The sequence below is a fragment of the Roseibium sp. genome, from assembly GCF_965229775.1.
Taxonomy (GTDB): Bacteria; Pseudomonadota; Alphaproteobacteria; order Rhizobiales; family Stappiaceae; genus Roseibium.
Genome location: NZ_OZ245929.1, coordinates 79,081 through 99,974, shown reverse-complemented (window position 1 = coordinate 99,974; position 20,894 = coordinate 79,081). Strand labels below are relative to the sequence as shown.

The following is a 20,894-nucleotide window of genomic DNA, read 5'->3' as shown; positions in this document are numbered from 1 at the left end:
ACAATAACGGCTTGGACATGTTTCAGATGCGGGCGGGCATTCGTGAACGGCATAATTGAATTCATAAAGACATTGGGTCCGGCGCGGATCGCCGCCATGGGAGCGGTTGCGGCCATTCTCGTGGGCGTGTTCGCCTTCATCATCCTTCGCGTGACCGCGCCGCAAATGACGACGCTTTACAACGAGCTGACCCTTGAGGATTCCGCCGCGATCGTCAGCCAGCTCGAGAGCCAGGGCATCCAGTTTCAACTCTCCCGCCAGGGTGCCACAATTCTCGTTCCGAAGGACCAGGTCGCAAGGCTGCGGATGCAGCTTGCCGCCGAAGGTCTGCCGACCGGCGGTTCCATTGGCTACGAGATCTTCGACCGGAGCGACACGCTCGGCGCGACGAGCTTCGTTCAGAACATCAACCACCTGAGGGCGATGGAAGGCGAGCTTTCGCGGACAATCGGATCGCTGGACCGGATCAAGACGGCGCGCGTTCACCTGGTAATCCCAGAGCGCCAGCTGTTTCAGCGAGACCGCCGCCCGCCATCCGCATCGATCGTGTTGAATGTGCGCGGTGCCCTCGGGCCCGGCGAGATCCGCGCGGTTCAGCACCTTGTTGCAACGGCTGTGGACGGTCTGGACCCCGACAGGGTGTCGATCGTCGATGAAAGCGGCAGACTGCTTGCGTCCGGTGCCGGCGCCAGCGATGAGGACATGGTGTCCACGTCGCTTCAGGAGCGGACGGTCGCCATCGAGGGCCGCTTGCGCAACCAGGTCGAGGAAATTCTGAATTCGGTTGTCGGTCCCGGCCGGGCGCGCGTGCGCGTCAACGCCGAAGTCGATTTCAACCGTTTGACAGAAACGACGGAAACCTTCGATCCGGAAGGCCAGGTCGTGCGGTCGACACAGACCAAGGAAGAGGCGACGTCCTCCATCAGCCGCAACGGGCAGGTGACGGCCGGGAACCAGCTTCCGAATGCGCAGGTGCCGCAGGAGGATGACGGGCGCGACACGGCTTCGCTTACCGAGGAGGTTGTCAACTACGAGATTTCGCGCTCGACGCGGACCGAGGTTGTGGAAGCCGGGCAGGTCAGGCGGCTGTCAGTCGCGGTTCTGGTCGACGGCACCTACGAGCCCGACGGGAACGGGAACTCGGTTTATACACCGCGCCCGCAGGAAACGCTCGACCGTATCGCGGTTCTGGTGCGCTCGGCGGTCGGTTTCGACGAAAACCGAGGTGACCTTGTCGAGGTCGTCAATCTGCAATTCGCGCTCCCGCCCCAGGACGATCTTCTGGCAGAAGGAGACGGGCTGTTCGAGTTCACGCGGGACGATATCATCCGGTTCGCCGAACTCGGGGTTCTGTTCCTGATCACGATCCTGCTGCTGTTGTTCGTGGTGCGGCCGCTGCTCCGACGCATCGTCACACCGGAGGAAAAACAGCCGCAGGAACTCATGATCGGCCCTGACGGAACACTGGTCGTCGAGACGGATGTGCCGCAGGAAGAGGATATGGAAGACGAATTCGTGATCGAATGGCTGGAGCAGGCGAAGCAGGAAGGGGCAATGCAGGCGAGTTCGATCGCAAAAGTGGGCGACATGATCAAGGATCATCCGACTGAAGCCGTTAACATCGTGCGCGGCTGGCTGGATGAGCAGGCGGCCTGATGGTAACCGATCAACTTCAACAACACCTCACGATAAGCGCGGATGAAGAAGACCGTGAGCTGAAAGGTGCCGAACGGGCGGCGGTTCTCCTGCTTGCGTTGGGGGAGTCGCATGGCTCACCCATCTGGGAAAAGCTCGACGAGATTGAGGTTCGTCAGGTCTCGGCCGCGATGGCCAACCTTGGACCGGTCACGCCGAACATGCTGGAGAGCCTCTTCAAGGATTTCGTTCGCCGGGTGAGCTCAAGAGGCGCCCTGACGGGCAACGTGGATGCGACCGAGCGCCTGCTGGCCAACTTTCTTCCCGGTGACAAAGTGTCGGTCATCATGGAAGAGATCCGGGGACCGGCCGGACGGAACATGTGGGAAAAGCTCTCCAACGTTCAAGAGAATGTTCTCGCGAACTATCTGAAGAACGAATATCCGCAGACCGTCGCCGTGGTGCTGTCGAAAATCAACTCCGACCACGCCGCGCGCGTCCTCGGCATCCTGCCGGAAGAACTCGCACTCGAAGTGGTCAGCCGCATGCTGCGCATGGACGCCGTGCAGAAGGAAGTCCTTGAGAAGGTGGAGCAGACGCTCAGGGTGGAGTTCATGTCCAACCTGACGAACACCTCGCGCCGGGACAGTCACGAGATGATGGCGGACATCTTCAACAATTTCGACCGGCAGACAGAGGCGCGGTTCCTGGCGGCGCTCGAGGAAGACAACCGCGAGGCAGCGGACCGGATCAAGACGCTGATGTTCACCTTCGACGATCTGCTCAAGCTGGATGCGGCGAGCTGTCAGACGCTGCTGCGTCACGTGGAGAAGGATCAGCTGGCAATCGCGCTCAAAGGCTCCACCGACACGGCCCGCGAGTTCTTCTTCGGCAACATGTCGTCGCGTGCGGCGAAACTGCTCGAGGACGATATGGACGCGCTTGGTCCCGTGCGGCTGCGTGATGTCGATGAAGCGCAGACAGGCATGGTGAACAAGGCCAAGGATCTGGCCGCGAAAGGCGAAATCATGATCTCCAAGTCGAAGGGCGATGAGGAAATCATCTACTGATGACACTCGGGCGACAGGCAGATACCGACAGCAGAATGGGCAAAATGACCAACCCGTCTAAATTTCTGTTCAACATGGACTTCTCCGAGCCGGAGGAGCCGGAGGTCGTTGCGCCGCCCGAGCCGGACATCCCGTCCATCCCCCTGGCCGATCATGAAAAGCTGCTTGCCGACGCGAAGGCCCAGGCCTTCGAGGAAGGGCGGGCACAGGCGCTTCAGGACCTTCAGAGCAAGCAGGAGACCCTGTTGACGGCGGAGGTCAACCGGCTGGTCGATGTCGTTGCTGACGCGATCGGACAGATCGACGACGGCTTGGCGGTGCAGGAAAAAGATGCCATCGGCCTCGCATTTCTTGTGGCCAGACGTCTTTGTGCACATCTGATTGCGCGTCAGCCGCTGGCGGAAACCGTGGCACTGGTGTCAGAATGTCTGGGTCCGCTCCGGAAAGCGCCTCACCTGGTCATCCGGATCGCGGAAAAGGACGTTGAGGGGCTCAAGTCCCGGGTGGACCCGATCGTGCATGAGAAAGGCTTCGACGGCCGTCTCGTGATCCTCGGCGAACCGGAAATCGGCCGTGGAGACTGCCACATCGAATGGGCGGATGGCGGCATCAAGCGTGACCGGAAAGCGCTCGAGAACGAAATCGACACCAGCATTCGCAGCTATCTGCGCGCACGCGGCGCAGGCACGAAAGGCACTTCATCCGCGCCTGGAGCGGAAAAGGAAACTGACGCATGAGCGACGAGCAAGAGACCAATATCCCGCTTGACGAACTGGAAGCTCCGCAACGCAGTCTTGAGGACGAGGATGTTCCGTCGCCGGAGTCCGCCGCGGATCTGGAAGCCGTTTTTGACGTACCAGTCCGTATATCGGCCGTTCTCGGACATTCCCGCATGCATGTGTCTGAGCTCTTGAAGCTTGCCTCCGGAACCGTTCTGGAACTTGACCGCAAGGTCGGGGAGGCAATCGACATCTACGTCAATGACCGTCTGGTCGCGCGCGGTGAAGTTGTCCTGGTGGAGGACAAGCTGGGCGTCACCATGACGGAAATCATCAAGACCGACCGATAGGATTACTCAGATGCGTCTGCTCATTGTCGGAACACTAGGCGGTCAGCTCACAACGGCGTCGAAGATCGCCATGCAGGGGGGCGCACAGGTCACCCACGCCGATGACGTGGAAGGCGCGCTGAAGGTGCTCAGATCCGGCCGCGGTGCCGATCTGCTGATGGTTGAAGTCCATCTCGACATCGCCGGGCTGATCGGCAAGCTCCAGGACGAACGGGTGCATGTGCCCGTGGTCGCCTGCGGTGTGGAAACGGATGCGCAGGCCGCCGTGTCGGCGATCCGCGCCGGGGCCAAGGAATACATCCCCCTGCCGCCCGATCCGGAGATGATCGCCGCCGTGCTGCATGCCGTGGCTCAGGAGCGGGGAGATCTCATCTATCGCGACGAGGCGATGGCGAATGTCGTCAAACTGGCCGAACAGGTTGCGCCATCGGAAGCATCCGTCCTGATCACGGGCGAGTCCGGCACCGGCAAGGAGGTAATCGCGCGGCACGTGCACAAGTGCTCCAACCGTGCCTCGAAGCCCTTCATTTCGATCAACTGTGCCGCTATTCCAGAACACCTGCTGGAGTCGGAACTGTTCGGCCATGAGAAGGGCGCCTTTACCGGCGCAGTCGCACGGCGCATCGGCAAGTTCGAGGAGGCCGATGGCGGCACGCTGCTCCTTGACGAGATATCGGAAATGGACGTGCGGCTCCAGGCCAAGCTGCTGCGTGCGCTTCAGGAGCGCGTGATCGACCGCGTCGGCGGCACCCGCCCGGTCGCCGTCAACATCCGGATCCTGGCGACGTCCAACCGGGATCTTGCCGAGAGCGTCCGGCAGGGTCAGTTCCGCGAGGATCTCCTGTTCCGGCTGAATGTCGTCAATCTCAAGCTGCCGGCCCTGCGTGAGCGCCCGGCCGACATCATGGAACTCGCCCAGTTCTTCATCAAGCACTACGCCGAGGCGAACGGTGTGCCCCAGCGCCCGCTTTCCGTCGAGGCGCGTCAGGCCCTGATGTCCAATCCCTGGCAGGGCAATGTGCGTGAGCTTGAAAACACAATGCACAGGGCCATCCTGCTCGCGTCCGGCCCGGAGATCGGCGTCGAGGCGATCCGCATGCCCGACGGATCGCCCCTGTCCGTTTCCAGGGGACCGGCGCAGCGCGCGGCCGAGACAGCCGAAGCCGTCACCAGATCCTTTGTCGGTCGCACGGTGGCAGACGTGGAACGCGATCTCATTCTCGACACGCTCGACCATTGCCTGGGCAACCGGACACACGCGGCGAAAATTTTGGGAATCTCCATTCGCACGCTGCGCAACAAGCTGAATCAGTATACCGATGAAGGAATTAGCGTGCCTGCTCCGGGCGAGGCGCGTCCCTGAAACCAGTCAATCAAGCATCTCACGGCGTGGGTTTTTCTAGTCGATCGCCTGTCAGGAACCGGAAGTAGGAATGTCGGATACGGCAGCAGGCGGACAGAGCGGGGCACCTGAACCCGCGCCCGAAAAACCGGCGGCGGCACCGCAGTCCGCCGGCGGCCTTTCGGCCCTGCCGGGTGTTCAGGAAGTGATCGATACGTTGCGCAAGGGCGATGTCGGCCTTGCCACCGGTATTCTGGTCATCCTGACGCTGCTCATCCTGCCGATGCCGCCGATGATGCTGGACACGTTCCTCGCCGTGTCGATCATCTTTTCCGTCATGATCCTGATGACGGGCCTGTTCATCCAGAAGCCGCTTGAATTCTCCTCCTTTCCGACCGTCCTCCTGATCGCGACCATGCTCCGGCTGGGGCTCAACATCGCTTCGACACGGCTGATCCTGTCGAACGGTCACGAAGGCACGGCTGCAGCCGGCAACGTCATCCAGTCCTTCGGCAACCTGGTGATGGGCGGCAATTTCGTCATCGGGATCATCGTTTTCGCCATTCTGGTGATCGTCAACTTCGTCGTCATCACCAAGGGTTCCGGCCGTATCGCGGAAGTTGCCGCGCGCTTCACCCTGGACGCCATGCCCGGCAAGCAGATGGCCATTGATGCCGACCTTTCTGCCGGGCTGATCGACGAGGCCGAGGCCAAGGCGCGCCGGAAAGCACTGGAGGACGAGAGCTCCTTCTTCGGGGCGATGGACGGTGCCTCCAAATTCGTCCGCGGCGACGCGATCGCAGGTCTTCTGATCACGTTCATCAACATTCTCGGCGGGATCTTCATCGGCGTCGCCCAGATGGGGCTCAGCTTCACCGAGGCCGCCAACAACTACACCCTTCTGACCATCGGTGACGGTCTTGTCTCGCAGATCCCGGCGCTGATCGTGTCGACCGCTGCCGGCCTTCTCGTCTCCAAGGCGGGTGTGCACGGCGCGGCCGACAAGGCGCTGTCCAGCCAGTTCACCGGTTACCCGAAAGCGCTCGGCATGTCGGCGGCCGTCATGGTCATCCTGGCACTTTTGCCCGGCATGCCGATGGTACCGTTTCTCGCGCTTGCCGGGATCGCGGGCTACCTCGCCTACCGGGTCGGTGCGAACAAGAAGAAGGAAGAGGTCAAGGTCGCACAGGAAAAGGCGATCGAGGATGCACCGAAGCCGCCGCCCGAGCCGCCGATCACCGATGCGCTCAAGATGGATGAACTGAGGATCGAACTCGGCTATGCACTGCTGCCGCTGATCAATGGCAAGGCCCAGGGCGACGGAGATATCCTGACCGAACAGATCAAGGCACTGCGCCGCCAGGTCGCGGGCGACATGGGTGTGATCATGCCGCCGGTGCGCATTCTCGACAATATCCAGCTCGGTGCCAACGATTATGTCATCAAGGTCAAGGAAGTCGAAGCGGGAAGGGGTATTCTCTATCCGAACCACTACATGGTCATGGATCCGGCGGGCGGTCAGGTGAAACTGCCCGGCACGCACACGACGGAACCGACCTTCGGCCTTCCGGCAACCTGGGTGGAGGCGCAATACCGCGAAGACGCTTCCCTGCGAGGTTATACGGTCGTCGATCCGGCAACGGTGCTCTCAACCCATCTGACCGAGACGATCAAGACCAATATCAGCGAACTGCTGACTTATGGCGATGTCCAGAAACTGCTGAAGGAACTGAAAGGCGAGCAGGCCAAGCTGGTGGAGGATCTGGTGCCGTCGCAGATCACCGTTTCCGGTCTTCAGCGCGTGCTGCAGGCGCTTCTGGACGAGCGGATCTCGATCCGCGATCTTGGCACCATCCTGGAAGGCGTCTCCGAGGCAACCGGCATGACACGGAACACCGACACGATTGCCGAGCATGTGCGCTCACGTCTCGGCCGCCAAATCTGCGCCTCAAATCTTTCCCCGGGCGGTTACCTGCCGCTGATCGCGCTGTCACCGCAATGGGAGCAGGCGTTCCTGGAATCGATTGTCGGGGAAGGCGACGACCGCCAGCTTGCCATGCAGCCGAGCAAGCTGCAGGAATTCGTCGGCAAGGTCCGCGATGCCTTCGAGGAAGCCGCCCAGCAGGGCGAGGTGCCCGTGCTTCTGACGTCGCCGCAGACACGGCCGTTCGTGCGGTCCATCGTCGAACGCTTCCGCGCGCACACGACCATCATGAGCCAGGCCGAGGTTCACCCGCGCATCAAACTGAAGACGGTCGGGTCGATCTAAAGAAGTTGGCGCTAGACCAGCACGTTCACGCGCGCCGCGACGGCGGTCGCGTTGGCGTATGGGCCGGCCTGGTTCCTGTTCTGGAACACGAAAGCCGTGTTGGCCTGTGAAGCCTGGGTGCCGATGATATTGAAGTTGCTGGCGAGGGCGCGCAGTTCCTGCATCTTCTGTGCTGAGGCCTGACGCCGCTTGGACCATGCCTGGTTGTAGTCGGACCAGGTGGATTTCCCCTGAGACCGGAACCGGCTGTGATAGTCTCTCTGGACGTAATTCCCGACCTTGGGCATGGGCGCATCTTTCCTGGATACGGTTTCAATCTCTCAGGACGTGGTTAATGAAGCGTTAAAGGCGTGCAAACCGCAACGGCCGCACTTGGTCAAATCGGGACCAGCTGATAAGCCGAACGGGTGCTTTCAAATCTTTGATCCGGGATCTTCTCATGCCTGACCAAACGCTCAATCTGACCGGATACACGGACGTGCCCGACGGCAAGATCGCCTTTGTCGTCACCTTTCTGGAAATGCTGGAGGCGCCGGCCAAACCGCTCGCGCCGGCGCGGGACGATGTCGAACTTGTCCGGTGGCACGAACCGAACCTCACCGCCTACAGGCAGCTCTTCCGGCAGGTGGGCGAGGATTGGATCTGGTTCGGCAGGCTGACCCACGGGGACGAGGAACTCCGGCAAATGCTGGCCGATCCGGCCCGTGAAAACTATCTGCCGATGCAGGGCGGTACGCCGATCGGAACGCTCGAGCTGGAGTTCGGCAATCCGGAGGAACCGGAGCTTTCCTACTTCGGCCTTATCCCGCAGGCGATCGGCGGCGGCCTCGGGCGCTGGCTGATGGCGCAGGCCGTGGACATCGCCTGGTCACGGCCCGAAACCAGGCGCTTGTGGCTGCACACCTGCACGGGCGACAGCCCGCAGGCGATGAAGTTCTACACGTCCTGCGGCTTCAGGCCCTACAAGCGGTCCATCGAGATCGACGACGACCCGCGGCTGCTCGGGCTCTATCCGCACGAGACGGCCCCGCATGTGCCGGTGATCAAGGGGTAGAGGGCAAGTGGCAGAGACGCAAGTTGCCCATGCTTCGACAAAGCGCTTCGCGCTTCCCCTAGATGAGGGCGGACAAGATCGAATTCCAAAAGTTGGAGCAAACTTCCGGTGTCATCCCCGACTTGATCGGGGAGCCACTCGTTTCCAGAGCTGAAGATGAGCGGTGACAGGGCTCCGCAACGCCTCGCTCGTTTGCCGAGCCCGTGGTTACCGAGATCTGGATTGGATCCCCGATCAAGTCGGGGATGACCCTTGGTGTGGGAATTCGCGCTGCAGGCGCGGCCTGAACCAGTTCAGTTGCGACTTGGGTTCGCTGTGCTCACGCTCATATCTGGTTACCCGTTCAAGCCGGGCACAGGTTCCGGATCGGCGTTCGGCTGCGTCTCACTTATCCGGAATGACCTGGGAGGGGAGCGCATCAACACTCTCCATCGTCACCCCGGGCGAACAGCGTGAGATCCGGGGCCGGGGTGCCCGGGTGCGCTGGCATGGGTATCGCCCAATCCGCAAGGCATCCGCCTCTCCGATCCCGGCTCACACTGCGCTTGGCCGGGATGACGCCGATAGAGGAAAGTGTGAGGAGTACGATTTCAGGCGCTCATCTTGACACGCTCTGGGAAGGCCTCGGCGATCGCCTGGCGGTTCGGTTTCAGGACGCCGCGCTCGGTGATCAGCCCCGTGACCAGCCGGGCCGGAGTGACGTCGAAGGCCGGATTTCCGACATCGGATCCTTCCGCGACGATGTTGATCGTCTGGATGTCGCCGCGATCGGTGCGTCCGGTCATCTTGCTGACCTCCGTGCCCGCCCGTTCCTCGATCGGAATTTCCCGGACACCGTCGGACAGGGCAAAGTCGATCGTCGGTGAGGGCAGGGCGACATAGAAGGGCACATCATTGTCCCTGGCTGCCAGCGCCTTCAGATAGGTGCCGATCTTGTTGCAGACATCGCCGCTTGCCGTCGTCCGGTCCGTTCCGGTGATCACCATGTCCACCTGGCCATGCTGCATCAGGTGCCCGCCGGCATTGTCGACGATGACCGTGTGCGGCACACCATGGTGGCCGAGTTCCCAGGCCGTCAGGAACGCACCCTGGTTCCGGGGACGGGTTTCGTCCACCCAGACATGAACCGGGATGCCGCCATCGTGGGACATGTAGACCGGTGCCGTCGCCGTTCCCCAGTCGACGGTTGCGAGCCAGCCGGCGTTGCAATGGGTGAGGATGTTGACCGGTTCACCCTTGCGCTTGGTCTCGGAAATCGCGGCGATCAGCTCCATGCCGTGCATGCCGATGGCCATGTTGATGCCGATGTCCTCGTCGCAGATCTCGTTGGCGAGCGTGAAGGCGGCCACAGCCCGCAGCGCCGGTTCCACCTGGATCAGGCTCTTGCGGGCGCGGTCGAGCGCCCAGTGCAGGTTCACGGCGGTAGGGCGCGTTTGCAGAAGCGCGGAGCAGGCATTGTGCAGGGCTTCGTCGGAGGAGTCCGCCCGCATCGCCAGGGCGACGCCGTAAGCCGCCGTGGCACCGATCAGCGGCGCACCGCGCACCTGCATGACGCGGATGGCATGGGCCGCGTCTTCCATGGTGTGCAGCTTGATGATTTCAAAGGCGTAGGGAAACTTTGTCTGGTCGATGATCTCGACGCTGCCTCCGTCCTGAGCGAGCCAGATCGTGCGGTATTTCTTGCCATCAACATTCATGACGCAGTCTCCCCGTGGCAGGTGGACGAAAGATCACTCTAGCTTTGCATAACCCATGATTTGGAGTGAGACCAGCGCTGCCTTGCTGGCGTTACGGTTAATTTTCCCCTAAGCTTTGTTAACCATTTTAGGATCAATGCCGGTGGATAGGCAGCAGGTGAAGACGGAGCGCCGTTCTGCCCCTGCGCGAGTCGGTTAAGACTTTTGTGTTCACGACGGCAGAAGAACGGAGCCAGGCGCCTTATGTCTGAAATGCAGGATAACGTTGTCCCACACACGCGTATTCGCTCCTTGCGCGATGCCATCCGCAAGGTGCAGCTGGGCGAAGTCGAGAGATCGGACGTGGTTGTCGAGTTGCAGGATACGGAACGGGCACGGCTCGACATGCTGGCCGACGAGCTCAAGGATGTCTTCAAGGAGATCCCTGAGGATGACGACCAGTTTTCGCTGCAGATCATTTCCGGGTCGACACCGCGCCTGTGGATCGATGCCACCAGCCACGTGGCCGTCGGCGGGGATCGCAAGACCTACCGTTTTCTGAAGGACACGCGCCTTGGCCGCGTGGTCATACTCGAAACCGCGAATATCGACGACATGGCCGACTGCCTGACGGAATACATCGCAGAGCGGGTGATCGAACGGGAAAAGGCGCTCGAGGGCGACTGGCTGAACAACCGTCTGAAGGAAGTCGCGCAGGACTCCAAGGTTGTCCGGGTGCGTGAAAGCAGAACGTCCTGGCTCGCGGTTGCCGGTGCATTCGGCATCGGGATTGCCGCAGGCGTTGTCGGCCTCGTCGCCTTCGCCTGGTTTGCCAACCCGATTTGACGTTGCGTTGTCTTTGTGCCGCTGCTTTTAGTTTTACCTCAATACGGCTCTCGCGAGACGATCTCCTGTGAGTAAACCCGTCATTCCGGCTGCAGCGAAGGGGAAGGCCGGAACCTGTTAAACGCTTGTCTCACAGTGTTCTTGTTACCCTGGGATGACAAAAAAAGACGCGTTCCGGCAGTTTGAAAGCGCAAGGTCTTGGCTTTCTGCCGTCACCCCGGACAAGCGTCAGCGCAGATCCGGGGCCTACTCGCCTGTCAGCTTGCCGCATCGCGTGATTGTGTCCGCTTCTCCGTTTCCCATTTGGGCGCTCTGGAAACGAGTGGGTCCCGGATCTCGCTGTGCTCGTCCGGGATGACAGGGAGAGGCCGCGTTATTGGGGCCAACCTCACACTCGCAAACCCTCACCCTGAGGAGGGCCGTCAGGCCCGTCTCGAAGGATGGGCCGCAGGGCACTGAATTTGTCGCCCATCCTTCGAGACAGCGCTGACGCGCTTCCTCAGGATGAGGGAGAGGCTTGAGCGCATGCCTGCGGTAGGTGAAATATTTTTGTCGTCCAACTGCTTCTGCCGTCACCCCGGACAAGCGTCAGCGCTGATCCGGGGCCTACTCACCTGTCAGCTTGCCGCGTCGGGCGATTGTGTCCACTTCTCCGTTTCCCATTTGCAGGCTCTGGAAACGAGTGGGTCCCGGATCTCCGCTGTGCTCGTCCGGGATGACAGGGAGAGGCCGCGTTATTGGGGCCAACCTCACACTCGCAAACCCTCATCCTGAGGAAGGCCATAGGCCTGTCTCGAAGGATGGGCCACACGGCACTGAATTTGCCGCCCATCCTTCGAGACAGCGCTGACGCGCTTCCTCAGGATGAGGGAGAGGCTTGAGCGCATGCATGCGGTAGGTGAAATATTTTTGCCGTCCATCTGCTTCTGCCGTCACCCCGGACAAGCGTCAGCGCTGATCCGGGGCCTACTCGCCTGTCAGCTTGCCGCATCGGGCGATTGTGTCCGCTTCTCCGTGTTCCACTCGAGGGCTCTGGAAACGAGTGGGTCCCGGATCTCGCTGTGCTGCGTCCGGGATGACAGGGAGAGGCCGCGCTATTGGGGCCAACCTCACATTCGCAAACCCTCATTCTGAGGAAGGCCGTTAGGCCTGTCTCGAAGGATGGGCCACACGGCACTGGATTTGAAGTTCGCATCAATTCTCCTGCAACCTCCGAAGCGAACTTCAGATTCAGGTGATGAGCGCTGGAGATTACTGGTTCCCTGCCTTCGCAGGGATGACAAGACTGGTGTATCGCGGGATGCAGAAGCGCAGACACCGTCCCGGCTAATCACCGTTTGGAATACTGACGTCCCTTTCCGCGAGCAGCTTGACCGGTGTGTCGGGCGCATCGAAACCGTGTTCTTCCATGCGGCAGGTCCAGCCGGTATTGGACTTTTCGATCCTGAAGAGATTGTAGCGTGCGGCCGGGTGCCGCCCGCCTGGTGCGCTTGTTGCAGACGGTACGCCGACAACGGGCACGGGACCGGCCGGCCCTTCGATTTCTTCGAAACTGACGATATGCGTGTGCCCGTGGAGAATGAGTTCCGCGCCCGCGTGTTTGATGGCGGCGCGCACGCGCGAGGCGTCCGACAGCCGCTTGTGCCATTTCGTGGCGTGCCTGAACGGCGGGTGATGCAGCATCACGACCCGGAAATAGCCTTTCCTGCCGAGCTCTTCCAGAATGACCCGCAAGCGTCTTGCCTGTTCGGACCCGACCCGTCCGGTCGCGAACCAGGGGGCCGTGGCGCGCCCGGTGGTCACGCCCACAAGGGCGACATCTTCGCGTGTGCGGACATAGGGAAAGGTCGCTTCCACGCGCGCGCCTTCCGGTGGTTTCGCCGCCGCATCGTCAGAACACATATACGGCCACCACACCGCACGTGCCTTATAGACGGCGCCTGGAACATAGGCATCGTGATTTCCCGGAACGACGGACACGCTGTCCGGCTCTCCAATCTCTTCGAGCCAATCGCGCGCGCCGGTGATTTCAAGGGGAAGGGCGATGTTTACGAGGTCGCCGGTGACGGCGATGTGGTCGGGAGACTGCGCCTTCATGTCTTCGACGAGCTGGTCGAGGTAGCTGGCGCCCATGATCTTGGAACGGTTTCGCCGCCAGTTGAGGTAACCCAGAATACGCTTTGAAACCAGCTGGATAAGCTTGGGATCGGGCAGGGGGCCGAGATGGGGGTCGGAAATATGCGCAAGCGTGAACATGGTGGCGCATCTTCAAAGCAAAAAGCGCCGCGTCAAGAAAATAACGCGGCGCTCAGGTTGCTGAGCATCTGTTTTTGAATAAAGGGCATCCTGCCCCGGGCCGGCCTACTTGGCCTGAGCGGGTCTGGCAGTCTTGCCCGAGGACGTGTTTGCGGTGCGCGTGGTCTCGCGCAGCGTCGCGTTCACGACATGTACAAAACCGAACATTCTTCTGCCTCCGCGGGCTCGTCCGAAGCTTAGTTGCTCGGGAACGTGGTCAGGGCAGCAACAACGCGCGGGTTGCTGAGATCGAGGGCCGGTTTCCACTGGTAGTGGTTCTGGCGGGTGCGGCGCTTGCCGAAAATTGCGTTCAACATTGTCTGTTCCTTCGTAAGGTCACGGCAGTCTCACCTGCCTTCGAATTCATCACTGTGCACGCTATATAGGCATTCACCCGGCGCAGGAGGAGAGCTATTCCCGCGTATCAGCCCTGCAGCGGTTGCATGGGTCAAGCGTGTTTACCTTTGGCGGCAGGGGGTGCAATCTACGGACATGCTGAAGTTGTTATCCTTCCTGCCGACGAGCCTGACGAAGCGCATCGTGCAGAGCGCAGTTCTGATCAGAAACCCCTACATCCTGGGCGTTCGGGTAATCGTGGTAGACGATCGCGGCGGCGTCCTGCTGGTGCGTCACACCTATCTCGAGGGATGGTATCTGCCGGGCGGGGCCGTCGACCGCGGCGAGACGCTGGAACAGGCCGCAATCCGGGAGGTTCTGGAAGAGGCGGGGATCGCCGCGCAACATGCGCCGCGCCTCCTGGGCATGTATCTCAACCGCGAGGCAACAGGCCGCGATCATGTCGGCCTGTTTCAACTGGATACATGGCAAGAGGCCCCGGCATTTCTCGCGCCGAATGCGGAAATTGCTGCAGCGCGTTTCTTTCCGCTCGACGCGCTGCCAGACGATCTGAGCCCGGCAACCGCGCGGCGTCTTTCAGAATTCGCGGACGGGACATTTCCCTCAGGTGCCTGGTGGTGAGCCATCCCTGAAATCCCGGCCTGAAATCCCGGCCTGAAATTCCTCAGAGGAGATCCCGTCCTGCTCAGGCAGCGGCCGGAAGCCGGTCCCTGTCGTGGGGCTTCAGAAAGTCGAGTGCCGGTCCGACCGGTACGATCCGTGTCGGATTGACGCTCTCGTGCGAGCCGTAATAGTGCTGCTTGATCGTTGCCATGTCGACGGTCTCGGCAACACCCGGCACCTGGTAGAGTTCCAGCAGGTAGTTGGACAGGTTGGGGTAGTCGACAATGCGTCTGATGTTGCACTTGAAGTGGCCGACATAGACCGCATCGAAGCGCACGAGCGTGGTGAACAGACGCCAGTCCGCCTCGGTCAGCCGGTCTCCGGTCAGGTAGCGGTTTTCACTGAGCAGATCCTCAAGGAAATCCAGCGTTTCAAACAGCGCCGTGACGGCTTCCTCATAGGCTTCCTGGCTGGTTGCGAAGCCGGACTTGTAAACGCCGTTGTTGACCGTGTGATAGATACGCTCGTTGATGGTGTCGATCTTCTCACGCAGGTCCTGCGGATAGAAATCGAGGTTGGAGCCGGTCAGGCCGTCGAACTCGGAATTGAACATCCGGATGATTTCGGACGATTCATTGCTGACGATGGTCTCCTGTTCCTTGTCCCAGAGGATCGGCACGGTTGCCCGTCCGGTATATTCTGGATCGGCCTTGGCGTAGATGTTCCAGGCGTACTTGGCGCCGGTGAGCGGTTCCGTTTCGGCAAACTCCCAGCCATTTTCCAGCATCAGCGGCTGGACAGCGGAGAGCGAGATCGCCTCTTCGAGACCCTTCAGTTTGCGGAAGATCATCGTCCGGTGTGCCCAGGGGCAGGCATAGGAAACGAACAGGTGATACCGTCCGGCTTCCGCCTTGAAGCCGCCCTTGCCGCTGGCACCGGCTGACCCGTCAGCGGTAATCCAGTTGCGGAACGCTGCGTCCTTGCGGACAAAACGGCCGCCGCTCGACTTCGTGTCGTACCATTGATCCGTCCAGACCCCGTTTACCAGCAAACCCATTGCGCGCTCCTTCGTGTTTCCTCGTGGAATAGGTTGTGCGCCGGTGCCGGAATTCAATCAACTGAATGCTGTGTTCGCGATCCATGAACAATCAAATCCGAATCGATCTCCAAAAAATGCTGGACCGGGAGAAGGTTGCGTGATAACCGCTTTGCCTCACAAATAAACCGCCATCGCTTGACGATTGGTGGTCGTAATCCAGAGACTGGGACCCATGACCGCAGGTCTGACACTCCGACGACGAACCGACCGACGAGACATCTCTCGTCCGTTCCGTCGCGGCTGACCTCATCCCGGACCAACAAGGCTTTTCATTTCGGGTTCACGGCAGGCGCGCTTGCTTTAAGATCGCTTGTTCAGGACCAATCTCATGAAACAGACCACCTGGGTTATCCGGCCGGAAGAGGCCGCCGACACCACAGCAATTGAAGATCTCCAGGCAAATGCATTCGGACCGGGCCGGTTCGCGCGCACCGCGTTCCGCATCCGGGAAAGTGTCGAACCCCGGCGGGATCTTTCCTTTGTCGGTCTCGTCGGATCGCAGATTGCCGGGTCGATCCGGCTGTCACCGATCCTCATCGGTGACACCGCGGCGCTGTTGCTCGGACCGCTGACCGTGTCGCCCGACTTCAAGAACAGGGGGCTTGGCAAGGCATTGATGCGCACCGCCATGGATGCTGCCGAACTGGCCGGTGACAAGATCGTTCTTCTCGTCGGCGACGCGCCCTATTACAGTCCTTTCGGTTTTCAGCAAGTGCCCCTCGGCCAGATCACGCTGCCGGGTCCGGTCGATCCGGCAAGGCTGCTGGTCGCGCTAGTGAATGGGGCAGAGATGCCCGAAGGTGCGGTACAGGGCGGGCAATAACGCCAGCCTGGCGGACCCTGTCCAGTCAGCCGGACATCAACTACCTGGTTTCATACCGGAAGGCGTGCCCGGTATGCGACAGGTGTCCGGTGAAAAGGTCACATTCGCGTGTACGCAGAGGAAAGTCCGCTTTATCGCGCCATTGATTATTTTTCCTATTGTTGTTTTTGTTTCGGGTTAAGAGTTTCGGCATATAGAATCCCTCGCGACAGGATTTTGCCGAGGCATTCGAAACATGAAACTCAGATATTTTTTGCTGACGTTGTTTCTTTTCCTGTCGATGACACCACTGTTGCTTTTCCAGGCGTGGCCGCACTCGGAAGTACTGGAAGGCGAGCTGGACGAGGTGCATGAACGCCACCTGCTCCTGGCGCGAAACCTTGCGGCAGCCCTGGAGCGGTATTACCGGGATCTCGTCACCACATTCGACCTGCTTCTCGACACGCCGGAAGCCTGGTCGGAAACCAAGTCGATGGTCCGCGTGCTCGACAATCTGAGTTTCCGTCATGTCTGTATCGCGGACTGGGACACCGGCAAGGTGACTTTGACGCTGGCATCGGCCTCCGCTCCCTGTCCCGACACGATCCCCGAAACGGAACTTGACCGGCTCAAGGCGCTCGCTGTTCCGGGCGAAGTCACGTTCGGCCCGGTCGTGCAAACCGCGGACGGTGAAAACGTGCTGCACATGGTTCGTCCGCTTGAGGACGGACTAGCGGTCGGTGCCGTGCGGACAACCTATTTCCGCGAACTCGGGGAAGCGATTTCCTTCGGTGTCCGGGGTCACGCCGCGATCGTCGATCACACCGGAAAGGCGCTTTCGCATCCCCTTCCCGACTGGGTTGCCGCGCGCAAGGACATGTCCGGGATCTCGGCGGTGCAACGCATGCTGGCGCGGCAGACCGGTGTCGAGACCTTCTATTCCCCTGCGCTTAAGGGCGACATGATTGCCGGATTCACCTTCGTTCATCCTGTCGGTTGGGGGGTGATGATCCCGCAGCCGATCGCCGAATTGCAGCAAAAGGCCGACATCGCACGGCGGTCCGGGGTCATCGTCCTGGCGATCGGGGTGGCCTCCGCTCTGGCGCTCGCGCTTCTGGTCTCCCTGCGTGTGGTCCGGCCGATCGAACAGATATCGCGGGCGTCGTCCAGGATCGCGGGAGGCGAGTTCGGCCTGCCGGACCTGCAGGGCTCCAGCCGTCTGCTGCCGGTCGAGTTCAACGAGCTGAGCCGGCGTTTCCGGGAAATGGTGCTGCGCCTGCGGGAGAACCTGTCGACCATCAATGCGCTCGCCTACCAGGATCTGGTCACGGGTCTCGGCAACAGGACCTACCTGCATCAGCAACTGGACAACGCGATCGGCGCCGGGCAATCCGGGGCGCTCATGCTGATTGATCTCGATGGGTTCAAGGCCGTGAACGACGTGCATGGACACGACGTGGGGGACAAGGTTCTCGAGGTCGTCGGTAAGCGATTGTGCGAGGTTTTCGGTGTCGAGAGGCTGTCGGACATCGATCCGGAGGAGACAGGTCAGATTTCGCCGGATGCGTTCCGCAATTGCCTGGTCACGCGTCTCGGCGGAGACGAATTCGCGATCTGGATCCCGTCCGAAAAGGTCAACCGTATCGAAGAGTTTGCAGGGCTGATCGTCGATCGCCTCAAGGAGCCGGTCGTTCTGGACGGTGCGCAAACGCGGATCGGGGCAAGCGTCGGTTTTGCCTGCTTTCCCGAGCACGCGACGGACCGCTCCAACCTGATGAAGGCCGCCGACCTTGCCATGTACGATGCCAAGAAGGCCGGCAAGGACCGGTTCGTGATGTATTCGCCGGCGCTCAGGACGGCAATTCAGCAAGAGCGAACCCTGACGGCTGAAATTTTGAACGGTCTGGAGAAGGGCCAGTTCCTGCCGTACTTCCAGCCGCAGTTCCGGTTGCCGGATCAGACGGTCTCCGGTGTCGAAGCGCTTGTCAGATGGGAGCACCCGGACCGCGGGCTGCTGTCGCCGCACGACTTTCTGGACACGGCAAAGGATCTCAATCTTCTCGGCGAAATCGACGCCATGATGCTGGAACGGTCCGTCGGTCTGTTGAAGGGCCTTGGCGAACAAGGCATCAATGTGCCCGCGCTTGCCGTGAACCTGTCTGAAGAAAGGCTGACGTCACCGGAGTTTCCGGATGCGCTCAAGCTTGTTCGCGACCTGCCGTTCGAGCTGCGTTTCGAACTTGTGGAGACCATCGCTCTCGACAATCTCGACGCGCATGTGGCCGGGGTGCTCGACCAGATCCGGGCGGCCGGGTGCCTCCTTGATCTCGATGATTTCGGAATGGCAAACGCCTCCGTCATGGGCCTGATGAACATCGAACCGTCCCATATCAAGATCGATCGTAACCTCGTCTCCGGCATCGAAGCGGGCAATACGTTCGAGCGGCTTGTGCGGTCGATCATCGATATGGGGCATTCCCTGAACATTCCCGTCATCGCGGAAGGGGCAGACACGCTGGAACAGGTCGAGCGCCTGGCAACGATGCAATGCGACTTTGCCCAGGGTTTCGCGCTTGCCAAGCCGATGCAGGTCGACGATCTCGCCGTCTTTCTGAAGGCAGGTGCGCAAACGGAAAGAACGGCCTGAAGGCCAGGGTACGGCGTTGGGTCTCGGTTCAAACGTCCGGAATCGTGCCGGTCACCGTCCCTCGCGATACCATGTCAGGGACAGCATGCCGAGCAGCAGCGCCAGGCCGAGAAGTCCGATCATCAGCGGGTAACGGTCGACACCATTCAGGACGCTGGCTTCGGTCGCCTTCAGGCCGATCCAGCCGTTGCCGGCATAGCTCGCGGAAGGCTGCATGGAGACGACGCGGGGAATGTCCAGGTCGCCGCCCACGTCTCTCAGCCGCTGGGTGCTGCCGCCGGTTGCCTCGCTGATCGGTGTCAGCACGTCGGTCGTCGAAAGAACGTCCGTGTATTCCTTGGGATTTTGCGGGCCGACATGAATGAGCGCGCTCAGCGTGCCGTCCGTCACCGAGAACAATCCAGTCTGGTCCGCGGCCATGTCCCCGCGCCAAAGGCCGGGTTCCCGCTCGCTCATGTCCACCAGCGTCGTGTCGCCCGCAGGTGCGGTGACGGTCACTTCACCCACGGTGTCTCCCAGGGTTTGCCGTTCCACGACAAGGTCGGATCCCCGGATCGATACATTGAGCGCTTCTTCTTCGAGATCAGGTTCCTGCATCAGCCAGTGTGCCAGCCGGCGCAGCAGCGGGACGTGAGGTCCGCCGCCCTCAAAGCCGCGTGCCCAAAGCCAGACGTGATCGGAGAGCAGCATCGCGACGCGGCCTTCGCCCTCGCGGTTGAGCACCAGCAGAGGTGTATCGCTCGGGCCGGACATCAGCTGTTGTCCGGCATCAAGCTGGGTATCGACCGCGCGGAACCAGCGGCTCCAGGCCGGCGGATCCTGCTCCGAACCGGGAAGGCCCCTGGTCACGGGATGCCGTTCGCCGAGGCTTGCCAGCGTCGCGTGGAAAGGTTCTTCCAAAATGCCACCCGTGGGGCTTGCAGGCAGGATCGGCGCAAGCGGCGTCCGGTACAGGCTGCCCGCTTCGGCGTAGTCCGGACCGCCCGCGAGCAGCACGGCGCCGCCGTCCTGAACGTACCGAGCGATGTTGTCGAAATAGAGCATCGGCAACACGCCACGCCTGACGTAGCGGTCGAAAATGATCAGGTCGAACTCGTCGATCTTGACCGAGAAGAGTTCGCGTGTCGGGAAGGCGATCAGCGAAAGCTGGTTGATCGGCGTGCCGTCCTGCTTTTCCGGGGGGCGCAGGATGGTGAAATGGACAAGATCGACGGACGCATCGGACTTGAGAAGGTTGCGCCAGGTGCGCTCGCCGGAATGCGGTGAGCCCGAGACGAGGAGGACCCGAAGGTTTTCTCGGATGCCGTCAATGGTAACCACGGCGCGATTGTTCAAAGTCGTCAGTTCGTTCTCGAGCGGGGCTGCCTCGAATTCGAAGATGTTGTCGCCGCCATGCGCGATTTCGACCGGAATATCGATCTTTTCACCGGTGCGCGCCGTGCGTTCGCTCACCACGGTGCCGTCCCGCTTGACCGACAGCTGAACGAGATCTCCCGGACCGGTGCCCGCGCCCTGGTCAACCACGGTGAGGCTGACGGTCTGCTCCGAGCCGACCAGGCCGAATCTCGGAGCCTTGTCGAGCACGATACGGCGGTCCCGCTCGTCCGGTGCGCCGGTGATCACACCGTGGACAGGAGCGTCGAAACCGAGCGCACCCGCGCTTTCCGGCACATCATGGATCTGTCCGTCCGAAACAATGATCGCGCCGCCCACCCGTTCCGGCGGCACATCCGCAAGTCCGTTGCTGAGGGTCTGAAAGAGCTCTGTCCCGTTGCCTGAGCCGGCATTGCGGGATTCCAGGACGCGCAGGTCAAAGCCCTTGAGTGCGGCGACGCGGCGCTGGATCTCGGCGGCCGCTTCGTCCGTGGTTGCCTCCCGGTCCGCCAGGCGCTGGCTCTGGCTCTTGTCGACGACCAGCGCAACCACGCTGGAGAGCGGTTCGCGGTCCTCGCGTTCTACCGCCGGATTGGCGAGCGCAAACAGCAACAGAGCCATCGTGAGCGAGCGCAGGACCCATCCACGCAGACTGAGGTAACCGGATAGCGCCGCAAGAAAGAGGGCGATCGCGCCTCCGGCAACAAGCGCCCAGAGGGGCAGCAGCGGGTCGAAGGAAAGGGACCAGACCATCGG

At 61.3% G+C, this 20,894-nt stretch carries 16 protein-coding genes; 11 read left to right on the top strand and 5 right to left on the bottom strand.

Annotated elements, in window-relative coordinates; genetic code table 11:
• The first annotated feature begins 42 nt into the window (after nucleotides 1–42).
• The 6 genes from fliF (at nucleotide 43) to flhA (ending at nucleotide 7,385) form a co-directional block, all read left to right on the top strand.
• Entirely contained in the window at nucleotides 43–1,656 is a 1,614-nt protein-coding gene (fliF, locus tag ACO07N_RS00465) for a flagellar basal-body MS-ring/collar protein FliF (protein ID WP_421979134.1), read from the top strand.
• Entirely contained in the window at nucleotides 1,656–2,705 is a 1,050-nt protein-coding gene (fliG, locus tag ACO07N_RS00460; protein WP_421979133.1) for a flagellar motor switch protein FliG, read from the top strand. Before fliF ends, fliG begins: the two co-directional genes overlap by 1 nt.
• Nucleotides 2,705–3,442, top strand: coding sequence for a flagellar assembly protein FliH (locus ACO07N_RS00455; RefSeq protein WP_421979132.1), 738 nt, complete (start codon nucleotides 2,705–2,707; stop codon nucleotides 3,440–3,442). Before fliG ends, ACO07N_RS00455 begins: the two co-directional genes overlap by 1 nt.
• The gene (fliN, locus tag ACO07N_RS00450; RefSeq protein WP_421979131.1) at nucleotides 3,439–3,774 is read left to right on the top strand and encodes a flagellar motor switch protein FliN; all 336 of its coding nucleotides are present in this window, start codon (nucleotides 3,439–3,441) and stop codon (nucleotides 3,772–3,774) included. Before ACO07N_RS00455 ends, fliN begins: the two co-directional genes overlap by 4 nt.
• Nucleotides 3,775–3,784: 10 nt before the next feature.
• Nucleotides 3,785–5,137 (top strand): sigma-54-dependent transcriptional regulator, encoded by a 1,353-nt coding sequence (locus ACO07N_RS00445; RefSeq protein ID WP_421979130.1) that lies wholly within the window; start codon nucleotides 3,785–3,787, stop codon nucleotides 5,135–5,137.
• A 70-nt stretch (nucleotides 5,138–5,207) separates the two neighbouring features.
• Nucleotides 5,208–7,385, top strand: a complete 2,178-nt coding sequence (flhA, locus tag ACO07N_RS00440) for a flagellar biosynthesis protein FlhA (RefSeq protein ID WP_421979129.1) — start codon at nucleotides 5,208–5,210, stop codon at nucleotides 7,383–7,385.
• 11 nt (nucleotides 7,386–7,396) lie between these two features.
• Here the strand turns inward: flhA and ACO07N_RS00435 are convergent, their stop codons facing one another.
• Nucleotides 7,397–7,672 carry a flagellar biosynthesis protein gene (locus tag ACO07N_RS00435; protein ID WP_306141460.1) on the bottom strand — a complete coding sequence of 92 codons (276 nt, stop codon included), beginning with the start codon at nucleotides 7,670–7,672 and terminating at the stop codon, nucleotides 7,397–7,399.
• A gap of 152 nt (nucleotides 7,673–7,824) precedes the next feature.
• Here ACO07N_RS00435 and ACO07N_RS00430 point away from each other — a divergent pair, with 152 nt between their 5' ends.
• Nucleotides 7,825–8,439, top strand: coding sequence for a GNAT family N-acetyltransferase (locus tag ACO07N_RS00430; RefSeq protein ID WP_421979128.1), 615 nt, complete (start codon nucleotides 7,825–7,827; stop codon nucleotides 8,437–8,439).
• 590 nt (nucleotides 8,440–9,029) lie between these two features.
• On the opposite strand, the gene mtnA is transcribed toward ACO07N_RS00430, so the two are convergent.
• Nucleotides 9,030–10,136 carry an S-methyl-5-thioribose-1-phosphate isomerase gene (gene mtnA, locus ACO07N_RS00425; protein WP_421979127.1) on the bottom strand — a complete coding sequence of 369 codons (1,107 nt, stop codon included), beginning with the start codon at nucleotides 10,134–10,136 and terminating at the stop codon, nucleotides 9,030–9,032.
• 243 nt (nucleotides 10,137–10,379) lie between these two features.
• Here mtnA and ACO07N_RS00420 point away from each other — a divergent pair, with 243 nt between their 5' ends.
• Nucleotides 10,380–10,961 (top strand): hypothetical protein, encoded by a 582-nt coding sequence (locus ACO07N_RS00420; protein WP_421979126.1) that lies wholly within the window; start codon nucleotides 10,380–10,382, stop codon nucleotides 10,959–10,961.
• 1,326 nt (nucleotides 10,962–12,287) lie between these two features.
• Here the strand turns inward: ACO07N_RS00420 and ACO07N_RS00415 are convergent.
• A complete protein-coding gene (locus ACO07N_RS00415; RefSeq protein WP_421979125.1) occupies nucleotides 12,288–13,217 on the bottom strand; it encodes a metallophosphoesterase family protein in 930 nt (309 codons plus the stop codon).
• Nucleotides 13,218–13,748: 531 nt separating this feature from the next.
• Between ACO07N_RS00415 and ACO07N_RS00410 the strand changes: the two genes are divergently transcribed.
• Nucleotides 13,749–14,234, top strand: a complete 486-nt coding sequence (locus tag ACO07N_RS00410) for an NUDIX domain-containing protein (protein ID WP_421979124.1) — start codon at nucleotides 13,749–13,751, stop codon at nucleotides 14,232–14,234.
• A gap of 64 nt (nucleotides 14,235–14,298) precedes the next feature.
• Here the strand turns inward: ACO07N_RS00410 and ACO07N_RS00405 are convergent, their stop codons facing one another.
• Nucleotides 14,299–15,273 (bottom strand): glutathione S-transferase family protein, encoded by a 975-nt coding sequence (locus ACO07N_RS00405; RefSeq protein WP_421979123.1) that lies wholly within the window; start codon nucleotides 15,271–15,273, stop codon nucleotides 14,299–14,301.
• A gap of 370 nt (nucleotides 15,274–15,643) precedes the next feature.
• Between ACO07N_RS00405 and ACO07N_RS00400 the strand changes: the two genes are divergently transcribed.
• Both ACO07N_RS00400 and ACO07N_RS00395 read left to right on the top strand, forming a co-directional pair.
• Nucleotides 15,644–16,138 (top strand): GNAT family N-acetyltransferase, encoded by a 495-nt coding sequence (locus ACO07N_RS00400; protein ID WP_421979122.1) that lies wholly within the window; start codon nucleotides 15,644–15,646, stop codon nucleotides 16,136–16,138.
• A 235-nt stretch (nucleotides 16,139–16,373) separates the two neighbouring features.
• A complete protein-coding gene (locus ACO07N_RS00395; RefSeq protein WP_421979121.1) occupies nucleotides 16,374–18,764 on the top strand; it encodes a putative bifunctional diguanylate cyclase/phosphodiesterase in 2,391 nt (796 codons plus the stop codon).
• Between the two features lie 51 nt (nucleotides 18,765–18,815).
• Here the strand turns inward: ACO07N_RS00395 and ACO07N_RS00390 are convergent, their stop codons facing one another.
• A complete protein-coding gene (locus tag ACO07N_RS00390) occupies nucleotides 18,816–20,891 on the bottom strand; it encodes a hypothetical protein (protein ID WP_421979120.1) in 2,076 nt (691 codons plus the stop codon).
• Nucleotides 20,892–20,894 lie beyond the last annotated feature (3 nt).